Consider the following 15,209-nt stretch of genomic DNA (forward strand, 5'->3'; position numbering starts at 1 on the left):
TCTTAACGAATTGCACTCATGAAACAAGGCAATCTTTTTATGATCTAAATAATCGTGAATATTGGGTTTCATGCTGCATACTCAGCATGGCATAGTGTGGCAAGGCACTACTGATTTCATGATCTTGCAATTGCATGGCACGCTGTATGGCATCGGGAATCAAACCATGTACATACCATAAAATCCGCTGTCCTGCGATTTGTCCAAGTGGCACAGTTTTCACAGCAGCCAAGACCTGATTTTCCAGTACGGTAAAGGTATATGCCGTCAGCACATCAACCAGTCCAAGTTCTAAGCGTCCACAGAGCTGTGCATAGACAGGCACAAAACCAAACTGTTTTTTGACTTCCACAGGAATTTGCAGCACATCTTTAATCCATGCATTTAAAGAAAATGCCAGTTGCTGCGACTCTGCCAAAAATTCTTTGCTCTCTCGACTGGCTCGGTACAGATTCGCCCATTGGTCAAACTGTTCAGTGTCTGCATAGCTCTGCATTAAGCGCTGTAACATCGGCAATTCAAAACGTACCAGCAACATTTCCAGTACCTCTTCAAAGTACGCTTTGCTACTGGCTTCATCCTGAATCAGCCCAATCTGAATGGCACTTTCTACACCTTGCGAATAACAGTACGCACCGACTGGCAATGCAGTCGAGGACAGCGTCAATAACTTCAGCAGTTGCGCTGCATTAGTGATGGACATGATGTAAAGCCTTAATCGGGCTTAAACGATGATCATGGCTGTGCTGTGCATATGCCCCGCTTTCAGGTTCAAATGGATGCTCAACTTCATTCACCGCTAAACCTAAACCTTCCACCATTTCAGCCAAAACATGGTCTGGCTCGAAATACAAAGCGGTTGGAGTCAACATTAATGGCACATGACGATTACCCAAATGATAAGCCGCCTTAAGCAAGTCAAACTGAGTCGGTGCAGTCACACACATTAATCGTTCAGCTTTGGCATCGACCCGTAAAATTTCACCGCTTGGCGTGGCAATCAATGAACCACTGCGTAAAATACCCGTGCGTGGCAAATCTGCGCCAATATCCGTTCCATTGTTTAATGTGGCACGAAAACGTGATTTCTGACGGGTATCAAAGCTCAGTTCCACCACATCAAAAGGCTGTTCCACTGCGATATTGTCAAGACGTTGGGTATAAATTTTCATGTCGTCATACTCACTTTCCATGGCTTTTGTTCTTGCACAATATTGCAAAATTCTCTCAAATCTTTTTTTAAAATAAGAAGTAACGCTGTGCCATCGGCAAAACATCCGCAGGCTCACAAGTAAGCAGCTCACCATCAGCACGTACTTCATATGTTTCAGGATGTACATCCATCACAGGGCAATAACTGTTGTGTTTCATGTCCTGCTTGTTGATGTCGCGGGTGTTTTTGCATGGGCTAATCATTTTTTTCAGTTGGAGCTGTTCTGCGATACCCACATCAATCGCCACCTGCGGCAAGAACGTCAAACATGTACGATGTACCCCGCGCGGGAATGCACCAAACATCGGACGATAATGCACAGGCTGAGGCGTTGGAATCGAGGCATTAATATCACCCATTGGTGCAGCCGCAATCATCCCCCCCTTAATGATCATGGAGGGTTTTACCCCAAAAAAGGCAGGTTTCCACAACACCAAATCCGCCAGTTTCCCTTCTTCAACCGAACCGATTTCATGGCTCAAACCATGGGTAATCGCAGGGTTAATCGTATATTTGGCGATATAACGCTTCACACGATTGTTATCGTGCTGGGCATTGTCACCTTCTAAACTGCCACGCTGCACTTTCATTTTATGGGCAGTTTGCCATGTGCGAATAATCACCTCACCGACACGCCCCATTGCTTGTGAGTCCGAAGACATCATGGCAATTGCACCCATATCCTGCAAAATATCTTCCGCGGCAATGGTTTCACGACGAATACGGCTTTCTGCAAAAGCCACATCTTCGGCAATCGCTGGATCTAGGTGATGGCACACCATCAACATATCCAAATGCTCATCAATGGTGTTGATGGTATAAGGACGGGTTGGGTTGGTTGAAGATGGCAAGACATTGCTTTGCCCAATAGCTTTTAAAATATCAGGTGCATGTCCACCGCCTGCGCCTTCGGTATGGTAGGTGTGGATGGTACGCCCTTTAAATGCTGCAAGGGTTTCTTCCAAAAATCCGCCTTCATTTAAGGTATCGGTATGAATCGCCACTTGTACATCGTATTCATCAGCAACGCTTAAGCAGTTATCAATCGCCGCAGGGGTTGAACCCCAATCTTCATGCAACTTCAACCCGATCACGCCTGCTTTGATCTGCTCACGAATCGGATCTGGCAAACTTAAATTCCCTTTACCCAGCAGACCAATATTCATTGGCAGGTCATCAATCGCTTGCAGCATCGTGCCAATATGCCAAGGGCCTGGGGTCACTGTGGTTGCCGATGTTCCAGCAGCAGGCCCTGTTCCACCACCGACCATGGTGGTCACACCCGACATCAGCGCTGTTTCCACTTGCTGCGGGCAAATCCAGTGAATATGTGTATCGACACCGCCAGCCGTCAAAATCTGCCCTTCACCTGCAATCACTTCGGTGGCTGCACCGAGTGGAATGGTAATATTCGGTTGAATGTCAGGGTTGCCTGCCTTACCAATTTTCCAGATGCGTCCATTTTTCAGACCAACATCGGCTTTGACAATGCCCCACCAATCGACAATCAAGGCATTGGTAATCACGGTATCCGCGACATCGTCCGCCAGTAATTGTGACTGCCCCATCCCGTCACGGATGACCTTACCACCACCAAATTTAACTTCTTCACCATAGGTCGTGAAGTCTTGTTCCACTTCGACAAACAACTCAGTATCGGCTAAACGGACACGGTCGCCGACGGTAGGCCCAAACATTTCCGTATACGCACGACGCGACATTTTCATGATTTTCACCCTAATTTTATTGTGTTGCGGGATAAGTCTTTTTCATGGCAATAAAACGTAGCCCATGTGCTTCTTTCACATCTTGTACGGTTTCAAAACCAAAATGGCGATACACCTCTTGTGCAGCATAGCTCGAATTGACCGTAAACTCCTGAATCGGTTGCTGCAAGGCGTGCTGCTCGACCCATTGCCATAACTGCTTCCCGATCCCTTGCGACTGGCGATGCTGATCCACAAAAAAATGCAGCAGATGCGCAGGCTCACGATACGCAATCACGCCTAAAATTTGCTGATCTTGCTCAGCAACAAATGAATGCACTTCGGAATGATGAATAAAGTCCATCACCACTTGCTCACTAAAATGTGCCAAGCCCGATTCATCAACGACGAAATCTGCCAAATAAGGCTGAATTAAAGCTTGAATTGCCTGAACATCTTGAGGATTAGCCTGCCGAATCTGCATCATCAATCCAGTTTTCCCATGACACGTCCCGCAAAGCCATAGACTTCACGTTTGCCTGCCAACGCCACCAATTCAACATCACGGCTTTGCCCAGGTTCAAAACGCACAGCCGTTCCCGCAGCAATATTCAAACGGAAACCTTTACTGGCTTCACGGTCAAACTGCAAGGCATCATTGGCTTCATAAAAATGAAAATGTGAACCAACCTGAATCGGTCGATCACCGATATTGCTGACGGATATTTTTAAAGTTTCTCGCCCAGCGTTGAGTTCAATATCTACACCTGAGGTCAGTACTTCTCCAGGAATCATGTTTATTCTCCTGTTTAAACAATCGGTTGGTGAACCGTGACCAGTTTTGAACCATCAGGGAATGTCGCCTCTACTTGCACTTCGGCAATCATTTCCGCAACACCATCCATCACATCTTCACGCCCAAGTAAAGTCGTACCATAGTGCATGAGGTCAGCAACACTCATCCCATCTCGCGCACCTTCAAGTAGTGCCGCTGAAATAAAGGCGATTGCCTCTGGGTAATTCAGTTTTAAACCACGTGCCTTACGACGCTCGGCCACAAGACCCGCTGTAAATATGAGTAACTTATCTTTTTCTGTGGGATTGAGTTCCATATCTCTTTCCTGATTTATTTGCCTTTAACTAAGCAAAATATGTGCTAAAACACAGCTTAATGAAATTGGATGTTTTGAAAATAAGCAATATGACGTAATTTAAGTCCGCCAAATGCGTGGAAATTCTTCATCCAGATCAAACCAATAGCGACGCAAACGCGCCCGAATCGCAGCAAAAGCATCGTGACATTGCCGTGTGTCTTGTCCTAGATAACGTGCGCTCACCACATCATTCAATAGAGTTAATGTGACAGGAACATTCATACGCATCATTAATTCACGAATTAACTCAACCTGTTCTTCTAAGATCACGCTTGCTCGAAACTGCTCAGGCGCGACCGCCCACAAGTTGCCAAGCACTGCTTGCCGATTCATCCCCAAACAGGAGCTTAACCAGCGGTCATTGCCTTGAAATTGCAAGGTGTCTGCAACCAATAGCGTATCTGCACGCCATAACCGCAATTGATTATGATACTGACCTGTTTCAAAGCTTTCCTGACGCGCCTGACGCCCAAGCACCAACAGATCCCAACCAATAAAGCTAGCTGATTGTGCCAGATGAATGTGCGTTTCCGAATAGGCATTTGCACCATTAAAGAGCATTACTTCTTGAGGCAACCACTCTAGAGTTGCCTGTTCTTGTACCTGTAAATAAGTATGTTGAAAGGCTTGTTTTCCATTGGTTTTATACCACTTTCCTGCGCCAGGCGTGGTGACTAAAGCATGTGCCTGTTTTTGCACTTCAATATCAAAGGTTAAATGATCTCCACCCGCAATCCCCGCAGGTGGATGTACAATGATGCTATGACACACCCCTGTTTTTTCAGGCCATAACATTTTTTGCACCCGAAGCGGGCCAAAATGTTTTCTATGACTTAATATGGTGCGTTTTTGTTGCGCGGTAAATTTTAATTCTAAGCGTGCATACCAGCGTTCAGGCTGCGATATCCCTGTGATCAAGGCATTTTGCATATGACTCATACATTTAGCTTCACTTTATCGTGTAATTTATCTAGCGAAAATTGCGCCAACTTTTTAAACTAAATCTCAATATTTAACCAAAAGATAAATTCCATATATTAGAGATAGATTAGTGGATAAAATAAATCAGTTTAATTCTCTATTTTTATATGATTTTATTCATAGTTTTTTTTAGATCAGTAACAATTTTATTTTAAATAAAAATATGCCTTCATCTGATTAAAAAAGCTCTCACTATTGGCATTATTTTTGTACAATAGCGACTGTAGTGGTTCAAGCTATATGAAATCGTAACTATGTTCAACCTCCCTGAATGTAACAATGAAATTATTATCAGTGCAATGCAAGAATTGGAGCGTAGAGCTTTTATTAGTGCATTCATTTACTTACCTTGCTGGTTAATTATCGCCTTAAATAACCAAAATAATATTTTCATTCAGGAAACTTATTATCCTATTTGTTTTTTCTTTCTCATTATTCTTTTTTTACATATTATTTTGCACTATCGCTTTAACCAGATTCTGCAAAATAATTTTCATCGCGCTCGGTTACTCTTAACCATTATTATTATTATTCCCTGTTTAATGCTGGGTTCAATTTGTTCATGGTGTATCTATTTACATGTCAGTTATAACATAACTGTTCCCTTTATTATTATTACAGCGGTGTTATGTACCGCAACATCCTTACTATTAACGATTGATCCAATCTATAAAATCATGGTGCCGCTTGCCATGCTTTTGCCTGCCCTAACATCCGTATTGGTCGAGCGCTCTTCAGACAATCTGATTTTTCTTCCATTAGCTGCCCTCAATATTTTATATATTTTCAGATCATCTCAGCTCAAATTTCACGATTATTGGCATGCACTCATTACATTTTCCTATTTCAAACAAAAATCAATGACCTTGGAAAATATGGCGTTTACCGATTTTCTGACTCAAAAACCAAACCGATTATGTGCAGACAAGCAGCTCAAAAGCTTATGGGAACAAGCAAAAACTGAACAGCAATGCTTGGCATGGATGATCATTGATATCGATAATTTTAAGAACATTAATGATAGCTATGGACATCCATTTGGAGATATTTGTCTGATGCTTGTTGCCGATGCACTGGCAAGTTATTCACGTAAGGTTGGTGGATTTTTTGCACGTTATGGTGGAGAGGAATTTGTTTTTATCAAGATCTGTGAATCAGGTACAGAAATTCACCAAATGGCACAAGGTTTAATGCAGCAATCTTCCAAAACCCGAATTTGCCACGATGATGCCTCTATAAATATTACCTACAGTATTGGGGTTTCAAGTTTATGTCCGAATTTAACGGAACAAACTTCAAATGACTTAATTGCTCAGGCGGATCAGGCACTTTATATTGCCAAACATGAAGGGAAAAATCAGTATCGTTGTTATGGAGAAACGCACCCTTATATTGAACAACAAATGCAAATGCTAAACACTCAATCTACATGTTGTTCAATACCGTGCGAAAAGCAGGACAACCAGTGTCCTCCTGCTTAAAACTTTAGAATATTAAAATAAACGATTTAGCCCGTTCAGTGCAGCAACACGATATGCTTCTGCCATGGTTGGATAGTTAAATGTCGTTTCGATAAAATACTTCAACGTATTATTTGGACTTTGCATCACTGCTTGCCCAATGTGAATAATCTCAGAAGCATTATTCCCGAAACAGTGAATGCCTAGAATTTCTAAAGTGTCACGATGGAACAAGACTTTTAATTCACCCACAGTATCGCCCGTAATTTGCGCACGCGCTAAATGACGGAAAGAAGACTGTCCAACTTCGTACGGAATTTTCTCTTCGGTCAATTGTTGTTCAGATTTACCAAAACATGAAATTTCTGGAATGGTGTAAATTCCCGTCGGGATGTCGGTTACAGGTTTTACGTTTTCTTCACCGCTCATGTTCGCACCAGCACAGCGCCCTTGGTCATAGGCTGCTGATGCAAGAGATGGCCAACCAACCACGTCACCTGCTGCAAAGATATTTGGTACTTCTGTTTGATACTTTTCGTTGACGGTTAACTGACCACGACTATTAGGCGTCAAACCCACATTTTCCAGACCCAAACCATCAGTATTTCCTGAACGTCCGTTACACCACAAAATCGCATCGGCTTTGATTTTTTTACCGCTTTGTAGATGCAAGACAATGTGATCATCAAAAGTTTCCAAACGATCAATCTGTTCATTGTGACGAATCAACACCCCCTGTTCACGCAAGTGATAAGACAAAGCATCTGAAATTTCGGCATCTAGATAGCTTAATAATTTCGGCTGGGTATTAATCAAATCAACTTTGTGATTAAGTCCAATGAAAATCGATGCGTATTCACAACCAATCACTCCTGCACCATAAATAATGATTTTGTTAATGGTGTAGTCAAGGTCAAGAATTTTATCTGAATCAAAAACGCGAGGATGATTAAAGTCTAAGCCTTGTGGTTGATATGGACGGCTACCTGTGGCAATCACCAACTCATCAAAAATAATGGTTTCTTTAATACCTTCAGGCGTGAACACCAAAATTGTGTTTTTATCTTGAACATAAGCACGACCATGAAAAACATCGATATTGTTACGGTCGTAAAAACGTGAGTGGGTTGCAACCTGCTGCTGAATCACGCGGTGCGCATGACTGAGCACCTGTTTCATGGTGAATTTTTTCCATTCACCTACTTTTTGAAACATCGGATCACGTTGGTAACGGATAATGCTCGATACTGTCTGACGCAGTGCTTTACTTGGAATTGTCCCGACATGGGCACAGTTGCCACCAAGCTGATCACGCATTTCAACAATTGCAACACGCTTGCCTGATTTGGCAAGTTTCATTGCAGAGCCTTCACCCGCAGGGCCTGAGCCAAGCACGACGGCATCGTATTTGATAAAACTCCCTCTCATGACCTCTTTCTTACGTGACATTCAATGCTCCTTTACTATCATGTTTAGTGCATAGTTTAGCTGAATTCCTTAAGTTTTAGTTTATTTCCACCACATATATATTTAATGTCAACATTTATTTTATGAATATCTTTTTCCCCCTAAAAGTTTCACTTTCCGCTATAATTGTGCCCCTATCGCAGTAAAAAGTTCATCGTCAAACAGTGGAAAAGTTGAATATGACCAATAGCCGTAAACCTGAACAGGGTGTCAAACTTCGTGGCGCAGAGAAAGTCGCTAGAATTCCTGTAAAAGTGATTCCTACGGCTGAAGTGCCACGAAAACCTGACTGGATTCGTGTCAAGATGACAGCACCAGATGAAGTTCAACGGATTAAAACGACATTACGTGCACAAAAATTACATACCGTATGTGAAGAAGCTGCTTGTCCGAACCTACCTGAATGTTTCGGTGGCGGTACAGCAACCTTTATGATTATGGGTGATATTTGTACCCGCCGTTGCCCATTCTGTGACGTTGCACATGGTCGTCCAAATGCGCTTGACCCAGATGAACCACGCCACATGGCAGAAACCATTGCCAACTTGGGTTTAAAATATGCCGTAATTACTTCAGTTGACCGTGACGACTTGCTTGACGGTGGTGCTCAACATTTTGTTGACTGTATTAAAGAAGCGCGTGAACTCAGCCCTAAAACTTTACTTGAAATTTTAGTGCCTGACTTCCGTGGACGTATGGATATTGCGTTACGCATTATGACTGAATGTCCACCAGACGTTTTCAACCACAATATTGAAACCGTACCTCGTCTTTATAAAGCCATGCGTCCAGGTTCAGACTATCAGCACTCTTTGAATCTTCTCAAAATGTTTAAAGAATATTGCCCAGACGTTCCAACCAAATGTGGTTTGATGGTGGGTATTGGTGAAACTGAAGAAGAAGTCATTTCATTGTTAGATGACCTTCATGCACATGGCGTTGACTATGTGACCATTGGTCAGTACTTACAGCCATCGAAAGAACATGCGCCAATTGACCGTTTTGTAACGCCTGAAGAATTTGAGCGTTATGCAGAACATGGTCGTAAACTTGGCTTTAGAAATATCTGGTCTGCACCTATGGTACGTTCAAGTTACTTTGCTGACCGTCAATACCACGGTGAACCTGTCCCAGAAGTGCGCCGTAAAGTCGACCCCGCGAAAAAAATTACCGTACAAACCATTGAAGCTTAAGTTTCAATGCTTTCTAAGCCCTCTCATATAGAGGGCTTTTTTATGGACTCAAGCCTAATAGTGAAATGTGGACTTTGCGTGTATGGTGAAGTTTTAACACGTCACAGGTCAAACAAGACATGGCACAACAAGATTATGAGAATGGATTAAAAGTACGCACGGAAGTCATGGGTGAAAGCTTTGTAAAACGCGCTCAAGACAATACCGTACCCTTCACTCAACCCTTACAAGACTGGATTAATGAACATGCTTGGGGTTCAACTTGGCAACGTGAAGGTGTTCTCCCCCGCAAATATCGCTCTTTAATTACCATTGCCATGCTGGTTGCACAAAAATCACCAACTGAACTGAAAGGTCATGTGCGCGGTGCGCTGAATAATGGCTGTAGTGTAGAAGAAATTCAGGAAACTTTATTACATAGCCTGCCGTACTGTGGTGCACCTACAACTCAAGAAGCATTTCGTTCAGCGCTTGAGGTGATTCAGGAATATCAGGCAGCTCAAAAATAATGATTTAGATCGACATCTTTGCTGATTTCTTATAATACAAAGATGTCGATCTGCATTTTTAAGAGCTTGGTGTATCTATAAAAATGAGTTGAATATCCTGCTGAGGAATGAAATCTTTCTCTGTCGCCTTAAACTGTGTCGCACTGACTTTTTTCAATTGCCCTTTCCAGCACAATGACACAAACTGATTTGGCTGTTTCTCAATGGTCAAATTAAAGCGTTCAATCGGTTTTGCCCAGTTCGCACCTGTTTTTAAAATATAACCCATCTCCAAGTAATTCGGCGTTGGATTACCCATTTTGCGTAAAGCCTTTTTCAGGTTGTCATCAACACACACCGACTTTGCTTTTTCTGGATCTAGATACACCGAACCACCTAACAATGGCGTGTATTGATGGCGAACTCGTGTGAGTTGGTTGGGTAAAAATGTCTGCTGCCAGCTATAAATAATTTGCGACTGCCACCAAACATCTTCATTCAATTTCAACAGTTTTTGCAGCTTCGGTTGCTGACAGCGCAACATTTTCCGACTTAATTCAGATGCATCATATTTTTCTGTCCACGGACTCATCATCTCAGCATCTGACCAACCGCAGGCTTTTAACTCCGCAGTCACATCAATCATCGGTGTATTTTCTCTTATGTCATTTACAGATTTAAGCTGTGGCAGAAAAGCACGAACATGAACCTGTGGTGAAATCTGCTTTCCATTCGACCACACCTTAAAACTTTTAACCAAATCTGCGGTGTCTGCGTAGTCGCTATCGTGCCAACTCTCCACCAAAGGCAAAGGAAATAGAATATTTTCAGTGAGATTTTTAAACTGATAATCGACTTGAACCTTTTTCTGACTAATCAGCAAGTCTTCCGTTTGCATGGCAATATTGGGATTTTTCACATATTGCACCCCGCCTGTTGCTACAAAACCCGCACTGTCATTGGCAAATGCCAATTGCAGAGGAAGTAGCCCCAGCAAGATAATCCATTTTTTCATTCTCTTTTACCGCTCTTTTTATTGTGATGCCGCACTTTAGCCGAAAAGCTCTGTATTCACCACATGCTTCATTTTTCTAATTGGATTTAAACGATTATTTTGTTATTTTATAACATAACTATAATCTTTGTTTTTCTTACTTTATTTCTATGTCAGTTATTTCTTCACAGCGCCTACAGGCCATTGATGCGCTGCGTGGCTTGGTCATCATCATTATGATGCTCGATCATGTGCGCGAAACCTTTTATCTACACCATCAAGTTTCCGACCCGATGCACGTCCAAGAGGTTGAACCTGCGCTATTTCTCAGCCGTTCTTTGGCACATCTGTGTGCGCCTGTTTTTGTGTTGCTGACAGGGCTATCGGCTTTTCTTTATCAGCAAAAATATGACCTGAAAATGACCCGTGAATTTTTATTCAAACGTGGCTTATTTTTGGTGATTTTAGAACTTACAGTGGTGAATTTTGCTTGGACAGGACAATTTCCACCACAAGTGATTTATTTACAGGTGATTTGGGCGATTGGGCTGAGTATGTTGGCACTTAGTTTATTGATTGGCTTGCCACAAAAACTGCAATGGCTGCTTGCGATTGGCATTATTGCGTTGCACAACCTGCTGGATCAGGTCAGTTTTCAGGGTGTAACGGGGTTACATGCGCTATGGAGCATTTTGCATCAGCGGGATTGGATTGAGCTTGGGCAAAGTTTACGTCTACGTACCACGTACCCTGTCTTACCGTGGATTGGGGTAATTTTATTGGGATATTGTTTGGGACGTAGTTGTTTCAGTTTAGGAATTTCAGTCGCTCAACGAAATAAACGCCTACTTGGCTATGCTTTGGGAAGTATCACTTTATTTATCATCTTGCGTTTACTCAATGTATATGGCGATCAACCTTGGTTATCGCTGAATAGTAGCGTGCAAACAGGAATGAGCTTTTTCAATTTGACAAAATACCCACCGTCACTGCTATTTATTTTATGGAACACTGGCATAGGCGTGTTAATTTTATTGGCACTCAGCAAAGTTGAACAATCTGCATGGGTAAAACCGTTGATTGTATTGGGTTCTGTGCCGATGTTTTTTTATATTCTACATTTATATGTGCTGAAACTTCTTTATGTGATCGCTGTAGAGATTTGGGGAGCAAATCAAGGTCAATATTTCGGTGTCAGTCAGGTGAGTTACTTATGGCTGATCATGCTGATTTTACTGGTCGCGCTGTATCCTGTGGTTCAGGCATTTTCAAAATTTAAGCATGCCAATAAACAGATCGCGATTTTGAAGTATTTCTAAGCGCAAGAGAAAAGCAGATCTTTGGAGGTCTGCTTTTTATGGATTCATACTCGACGATGTTATTTGCCAGCCCATTTCAATGCAAACTCCAAATAATTACACTCACCCACCACAATCACTTGCTGACAGATTCCTTCAACTTTTCGTTGCTGTTCAAAAACTGCGGCTGACATAGGTTCTAGGTCTTCACAGAAAGAAATCTCTTGTTCATTCATCGAATAGACAACTGACATACAACCTATACCTTGCAAACTTTCATAAGATACGATTACAATTTTTTGATCTTCAAATACCTTCTGAATTTCCTGATAACTTAATGCGGGTCGAATTGGCAGATGCCGTTTTTCTGCATCATCGTAACAAATAATCTCTAACTCATTTGGTGCTGGGTCTTTATCTCCATAAAAAGCAACATCAAATCCAAATTTCTTTAGGGCAACAGCTAACCCTATAGGAAAAGTACCATTTTCAGGATCATGTCGGCAGACTTTTAATAACGTTGTTAACTTCACTTCAATTTTATAATGATCTAGAACTAGCCAAACTGCGAGCGGACCACAATTGGCTTGAAGCTGACGTAATGATTTTGGAACTTTTATTAATTTCATAATTTTTATAACCTACCCAAATGATTATCCAGATAATAAACAAAACAAGATTGGAACTCAGCACATTTCCAAGTACAATACTTCGCTAGTCGAGGGATGCTGCGACGTTTTACAGGTACCAAATGTAAAAGCGCCAGGCTCGACGATCGGTTAAGTGATCAATTTAACCAACAACGGCATCCGCGAACTGAATGATCAACAATTGTTTTATTAAAAGGAGATCGTGATGAACGCGGTTAATGCTTCATTTACTGATTATAAAGTTGCCGATATCAATCTTGCTGACTACGGCCGTAAAGAAATCAAACTTGCTGAAGCAGAAATGCCAGCTTTGATCGGCTTGCGTAAGCGCTATGCTGCTGCAAAACCACTTGCAGGTGCCAAAATTCTTGGCTGTATCCACATGACCATTCAAACTGCGGTTTTGATTGAAACTTTGGTTGAATTGGGCGCAGAAGTTCGCTGGACTTCATGTAACATTTTCTCGACTCAAGACCACGCTGCTGCTGCAATCGCTGCACGCGGTATTCCAGTTTTTGCTTGGAAAGGCGAAACTGAAGAAGAATACAACTGGTGCTTAGAACAACAAATCAACGTGAATGGCACACCTTGGGATGCCAACATGATCTTGGACGATGGCGGTGACTTGACTGCACTTGTTCATGACAAATACCCAGAACTTCTTGAGCGTATTCACGGTATTACTGAAGAAACCACGACAGGTGTACAACGTCTTCACGAAATGTTCCGCGACGGTACTTTAAAAGTTCCTGCAATCAACGTGAATGACTCTGTTACCAAGTCTAAAAACGACAACAAATACGGTTGCCGTCACTCACTCAATGATGCCATCAAACGTGGTACAGACATGCTGCTTTCTGGTCGCCGTGCATTGGTGATTGGTTATGGTGACGTGGGTAAAGGTTCAGCGCAATCTTTACGTCAAGAAGGCATGATTGTTCGTGTGACTGAAGTTGACCCAATTTGTGCAATGCAAGCATGTATGGACGGCTATGAAGTTGTTTCTCCATACAAAAATGGCGTACAAACAGGTAAAAAAGAAGACATCAACCTTGATTTGCTTGAAAACACTGACCTTATCGTAACGACTACAGGTAACTACCACGTATGTGACTCTGCAATGCTGGATACGTTAAAAGCAGGCGCTGTCGTGTGTAACATCGGTCACTTTGACACTGAAATCGACACCAACTACTTACGTGGTTACAAGTGGGTTGAAGTTAAACCTCAAGTTCACCAAGTTTATCGTACAGAAAACGAAAATGATTACCTGATCTTGTTGTCTGAAGGTCGTCTAGTGAACCTTGGTAATGCAACTGGTCACCCATCACGCGTGATGGACGGTTCTTTTGCTAACCAAGTTTTAGGTCAAATGCACTTGTTTGCTGAAAAATTTGCTGATCTTCCAGCAGCAGAAAAACAAGCCCACATCCGTGTTGAACTTCTTCCGAAAAAATTGGATGAAGAAGTTGCAGCAGCAATGGTTGCAGGTTTTGGTGGCGTGTTGACACAATTGACTCAAGTCCAAGCAGATTACCTTGGTGTACCTGTTGAAGGTCCATTCAAATCTGACGCTTATAAATACTAAGTTTTAGACCTCTCCTAGCCTCCCCTTGTGCTGAACTTTAAAGCTGCGCTTTAAAGTCTACTCAAGAGAGGAGCTTTCTCTTGAGTCCTGCCGATGGTTTAACTGAATCTGCATTGACTCAAGTAGAAAGTCAGGATGAGGGCAAATGATAGAAAAGGATTTGAAATGACTAAACGTGTACCAATTTCCTTTGAGTTTTTCCCTCCAAAAACTGACATTGGCGCAGAAAAACTTCGTGTTGTACATCAAGAATTACAACCGCTCAATCCAGAATTTTTCTCCATTACTTACGGTGCAGGTGGTTCAACCCGCGAACGTACTCTCGCCGCAATCCGTGATTTCAATGGCAAAGGCACACCTGTTGCACCGCATTTATCGTGCATTGGTGATGACAAAGCCCGTATTGCTGAACTCTTAGATTTATATAAATCTCAAGGGATTGACCGTATTGTTGCTTTACGTGGTGACTTACCATCGGGTCAGGTCGGCTTAGGTGAATTGCCATACGCACAGGACTTGGTTCGCTTTATCCGTGAACACTCAGGCGACCATTTTAAAATTGAAGTTGCTGCTTACCCTGAAATGCACCCACAAGCTGAAAGCTTTGATTTAGATCTTCATCGCTTTGCAGAGAAAGTGCATGCTGGCGCAAATGCTGCAATCACTCAGTTTTTCTTCAATCCAGATGCATATTTCTACTTTGTTGAACGTATTGCGAAGTTGGGCGTGCATATTCCTGTTGCACCAGGCATCATGCCAATTACCAACGCCAGCAACCTGATTCGCTTTGCTGATGGTACAGGTGCTGAAATTCCACGCTGGATTCGCAAGCAGCTTCAAGCTTATGGAGATGACAGCAAGAGTATTCAGGCATTTGGCCATGAAGTTGTCGTGAAACTGTGTGAACGCCTGATTGCTGGCGGTGCACCAAGTTTGCATTTCTATACCATGAACAACACCAATCCAACGCGTCAGCTTGTTACTGACCTTGGACTCGCTTAATTTGTAACAGGTTTC

General features: G+C 42.5%; 16 protein-coding genes. 6 read left to right on the forward strand and 10 right to left on the reverse strand.

All coding sequences use genetic code 11. The features are described from left to right. Nucleotides 1-37 precede the first annotated feature (37 nt). The 7 genes from C1A47_RS04465 to C1A47_RS04495 form a co-directional block, all read right to left on the reverse strand. Nucleotides 38-703 (reverse strand): urease accessory protein UreF, encoded by a 666-nt coding sequence (locus tag C1A47_RS04465; RefSeq protein ID WP_111892822.1) that lies wholly within the window; start codon nucleotides 701-703, stop codon nucleotides 38-40. After that, nucleotides 690-1,172 carry an urease accessory protein UreE gene (ureE, locus tag C1A47_RS04470; RefSeq protein ID WP_111893095.1) on the reverse strand — a complete coding sequence of 161 codons (483 nt, stop codon included), beginning with the start codon at nucleotides 1,170-1,172 and terminating at the stop codon, nucleotides 690-692. Before ureE ends, C1A47_RS04465 begins: the two co-directional genes overlap by 14 nt. A 67-nt stretch (nucleotides 1,173-1,239) precedes the next feature. Next, nucleotides 1,240-2,940, reverse strand: a complete 1,701-nt coding sequence (ureC, locus tag C1A47_RS04475) for an urease subunit alpha (RefSeq protein ID WP_111892824.1) — start codon at nucleotides 2,938-2,940, stop codon at nucleotides 1,240-1,242. A gap of 16 nt (nucleotides 2,941-2,956) precedes the next feature. Next, nucleotides 2,957-3,406, reverse strand: coding sequence for a GNAT family N-acetyltransferase (locus C1A47_RS04480; RefSeq protein WP_111892826.1), 450 nt, complete (start codon nucleotides 3,404-3,406; stop codon nucleotides 2,957-2,959). Then, the gene (locus tag C1A47_RS04485; protein WP_111892828.1) at nucleotides 3,406-3,714 is read right to left on the reverse strand and encodes an urease subunit beta; all 309 of its coding nucleotides are present in this window, start codon (nucleotides 3,712-3,714) and stop codon (nucleotides 3,406-3,408) included. The genes C1A47_RS04480 and C1A47_RS04485 overlap by 1 nt, the downstream gene beginning before the upstream one ends. 14 nt (nucleotides 3,715-3,728) lie before the next feature. Then, nucleotides 3,729-4,031, reverse strand: a complete 303-nt coding sequence (gene ureA, locus C1A47_RS04490) for an urease subunit gamma (RefSeq protein WP_111892830.1) — start codon at nucleotides 4,029-4,031, stop codon at nucleotides 3,729-3,731. A 99-nt stretch (nucleotides 4,032-4,130) separates the two neighbouring features. Then, nucleotides 4,131-5,003, reverse strand: coding sequence for an urease accessory protein UreD (locus tag C1A47_RS04495; protein WP_227539735.1), 873 nt, complete (start codon nucleotides 5,001-5,003; stop codon nucleotides 4,131-4,133). A 305-nt stretch (nucleotides 5,004-5,308) separates the two neighbouring features. Here C1A47_RS04495 and C1A47_RS04500 point away from each other — a divergent pair, with 305 nt between their 5' ends. Further along, on the forward strand, nucleotides 5,309-6,535 hold the full coding sequence (locus C1A47_RS04500) for a GGDEF domain-containing protein (RefSeq protein WP_111892834.1): 1,227 nt from the start codon (nucleotides 5,309-5,311) through the stop codon (nucleotides 6,533-6,535). Nucleotides 6,536-6,547: 12 nt separating this feature from the next. On the opposite strand, the gene sthA is transcribed toward C1A47_RS04500, so the two are convergent. Beyond that, nucleotides 6,548-7,963 carry a Si-specific NAD(P)(+) transhydrogenase gene (sthA, locus tag C1A47_RS04505; protein ID WP_111892836.1) on the reverse strand — a complete coding sequence of 472 codons (1,416 nt, stop codon included), beginning with the start codon at nucleotides 7,961-7,963 and terminating at the stop codon, nucleotides 6,548-6,550. Nucleotides 7,964-8,160: 197 nt separating this feature from the next. On the opposite strand from sthA, the gene lipA reads away from it, so the two are divergent. Both lipA and C1A47_RS04515 read left to right on the forward strand, forming a co-directional pair. Beyond that, complete coding sequence (gene lipA, locus C1A47_RS04510) at nucleotides 8,161-9,174, forward strand: lipoyl synthase (RefSeq protein WP_205669577.1); 1,014 nt, start codon at nucleotides 8,161-8,163, stop codon at nucleotides 9,172-9,174. A 119-nt stretch (nucleotides 9,175-9,293) separates the two neighbouring features. Further along, complete coding sequence (locus tag C1A47_RS04515; protein WP_111892840.1) at nucleotides 9,294-9,683, forward strand: carboxymuconolactone decarboxylase family protein; 390 nt, start codon at nucleotides 9,294-9,296, stop codon at nucleotides 9,681-9,683. Between the two features lie 58 nt (nucleotides 9,684-9,741). Here C1A47_RS04515 and C1A47_RS04520 read toward each other — a convergent pair whose 3' ends face one another. Next, a complete protein-coding gene (locus tag C1A47_RS04520; protein WP_111892842.1) occupies nucleotides 9,742-10,677 on the reverse strand; it encodes a DUF4424 family protein in 936 nt (311 codons plus the stop codon). A gap of 149 nt (nucleotides 10,678-10,826) precedes the next feature. Here C1A47_RS04520 and C1A47_RS04525 point away from each other — a divergent pair, with 149 nt between their 5' ends. Beyond that, complete coding sequence (locus C1A47_RS04525) at nucleotides 10,827-11,975, forward strand: DUF1624 domain-containing protein (protein WP_111892844.1); 1,149 nt, start codon at nucleotides 10,827-10,829, stop codon at nucleotides 11,973-11,975. A gap of 59 nt (nucleotides 11,976-12,034) precedes the next feature. On the opposite strand, the gene C1A47_RS04530 is transcribed toward C1A47_RS04525, so the two are convergent. Further along, the gene (locus C1A47_RS04530) at nucleotides 12,035-12,583 is read right to left on the reverse strand and encodes a cysteine peptidase family C39 domain-containing protein (RefSeq protein ID WP_111892846.1); all 549 of its coding nucleotides are present in this window, start codon (nucleotides 12,581-12,583) and stop codon (nucleotides 12,035-12,037) included. Nucleotides 12,584-12,809: 226 nt separating this feature from the next. On the opposite strand from C1A47_RS04530, the gene ahcY reads away from it, so the two are divergent. Together ahcY and metF are read left to right on the forward strand one after the other, a co-directional pair. Then, nucleotides 12,810-14,192: an adenosylhomocysteinase gene (gene ahcY / locus C1A47_RS04535; RefSeq protein WP_111892848.1), complete on the forward strand. Its 1,383-nt coding sequence runs from the start codon at nucleotides 12,810-12,812 to the stop codon at nucleotides 14,190-14,192. 165 nt (nucleotides 14,193-14,357) lie between these two features. After that, entirely contained in the window at nucleotides 14,358-15,194 is an 837-nt protein-coding gene (gene metF / locus C1A47_RS04540) for a methylenetetrahydrofolate reductase [NAD(P)H] (protein WP_111892850.1), read from the forward strand. Nucleotides 15,195-15,209 lie beyond the last annotated feature (15 nt).

It is taken from the genome of Acinetobacter sp. MB5, assembly GCF_003261585.1.
In the GTDB taxonomy this organism is placed as follows: Bacteria; Pseudomonadota; Gammaproteobacteria; order Pseudomonadales; family Moraxellaceae; genus Acinetobacter.

Excerpts from the sequence above, each read along its gene's own strand:
- C1A47_RS04480 (WP_111892826.1), bottom strand. The coding sequence starts at position 3,406 with ATGATGCAGATTCGGCAGGCTAATCCTCAAGATGTTCAGGCAATTCAA.
- C1A47_RS04530 (WP_111892846.1), bottom strand. The coding sequence starts at position 12,583 with ATGAAATTAATAAAAGTTCCAAAATCATTACGTCAGCTTCAAGCCAAT.
- sthA (WP_111892836.1), bottom strand. The coding sequence starts at position 7,963 with ATGTCACGTAAGAAAGAGGTCATGAGAGGGAGTTTTATCAAATACGAT.
- metF (WP_111892850.1), top strand. The coding sequence starts at position 14,358 with ATGACTAAACGTGTACCAATTTCCTTTGAGTTTTTCCCTCCAAAAACT.
- C1A47_RS04485 (WP_111892828.1), bottom strand. The coding sequence starts at position 3,714 with ATGATTCCTGGAGAAGTACTGACCTCAGGTGTAGATATTGAACTCAAC.
- C1A47_RS04500 (WP_111892834.1), top strand. The coding sequence starts at position 5,309 with ATGTTCAACCTCCCTGAATGTAACAATGAAATTATTATCAGTGCAATG.
- ureA (WP_111892830.1), bottom strand. The coding sequence starts at position 4,031 with ATGGAACTCAATCCCACAGAAAAAGATAAGTTACTCATATTTACAGCG.
- C1A47_RS04515 (WP_111892840.1), top strand. The coding sequence starts at position 9,294 with ATGGCACAACAAGATTATGAGAATGGATTAAAAGTACGCACGGAAGTC.
- C1A47_RS04465 (WP_111892822.1), bottom strand. The coding sequence starts at position 703 with ATGTCCATCACTAATGCAGCGCAACTGCTGAAGTTATTGACGCTGTCC.
- C1A47_RS04495 (WP_227539735.1), bottom strand. The coding sequence starts at position 5,003 with ATGCAAAATGCCTTGATCACAGGGATATCGCAGCCTGAACGCTGGTAT.
- C1A47_RS04525 (WP_111892844.1), top strand. The coding sequence starts at position 10,827 with ATGTCAGTTATTTCTTCACAGCGCCTACAGGCCATTGATGCGCTGCGT.
- lipA (WP_205669577.1), top strand. The coding sequence starts at position 8,161 with ATGACCAATAGCCGTAAACCTGAACAGGGTGTCAAACTTCGTGGCGCA.
- C1A47_RS04520 (WP_111892842.1), bottom strand. The coding sequence starts at position 10,677 with ATGAAAAAATGGATTATCTTGCTGGGGCTACTTCCTCTGCAATTGGCA.
- ureC (WP_111892824.1), bottom strand. The coding sequence starts at position 2,940 with ATGAAAATGTCGCGTCGTGCGTATACGGAAATGTTTGGGCCTACCGTC.
- ahcY (WP_111892848.1), top strand. The coding sequence starts at position 12,810 with ATGAACGCGGTTAATGCTTCATTTACTGATTATAAAGTTGCCGATATC.
- ureE (WP_111893095.1), bottom strand. The coding sequence starts at position 1,172 with ATGAAAATTTATACCCAACGTCTTGACAATATCGCAGTGGAACAGCCT.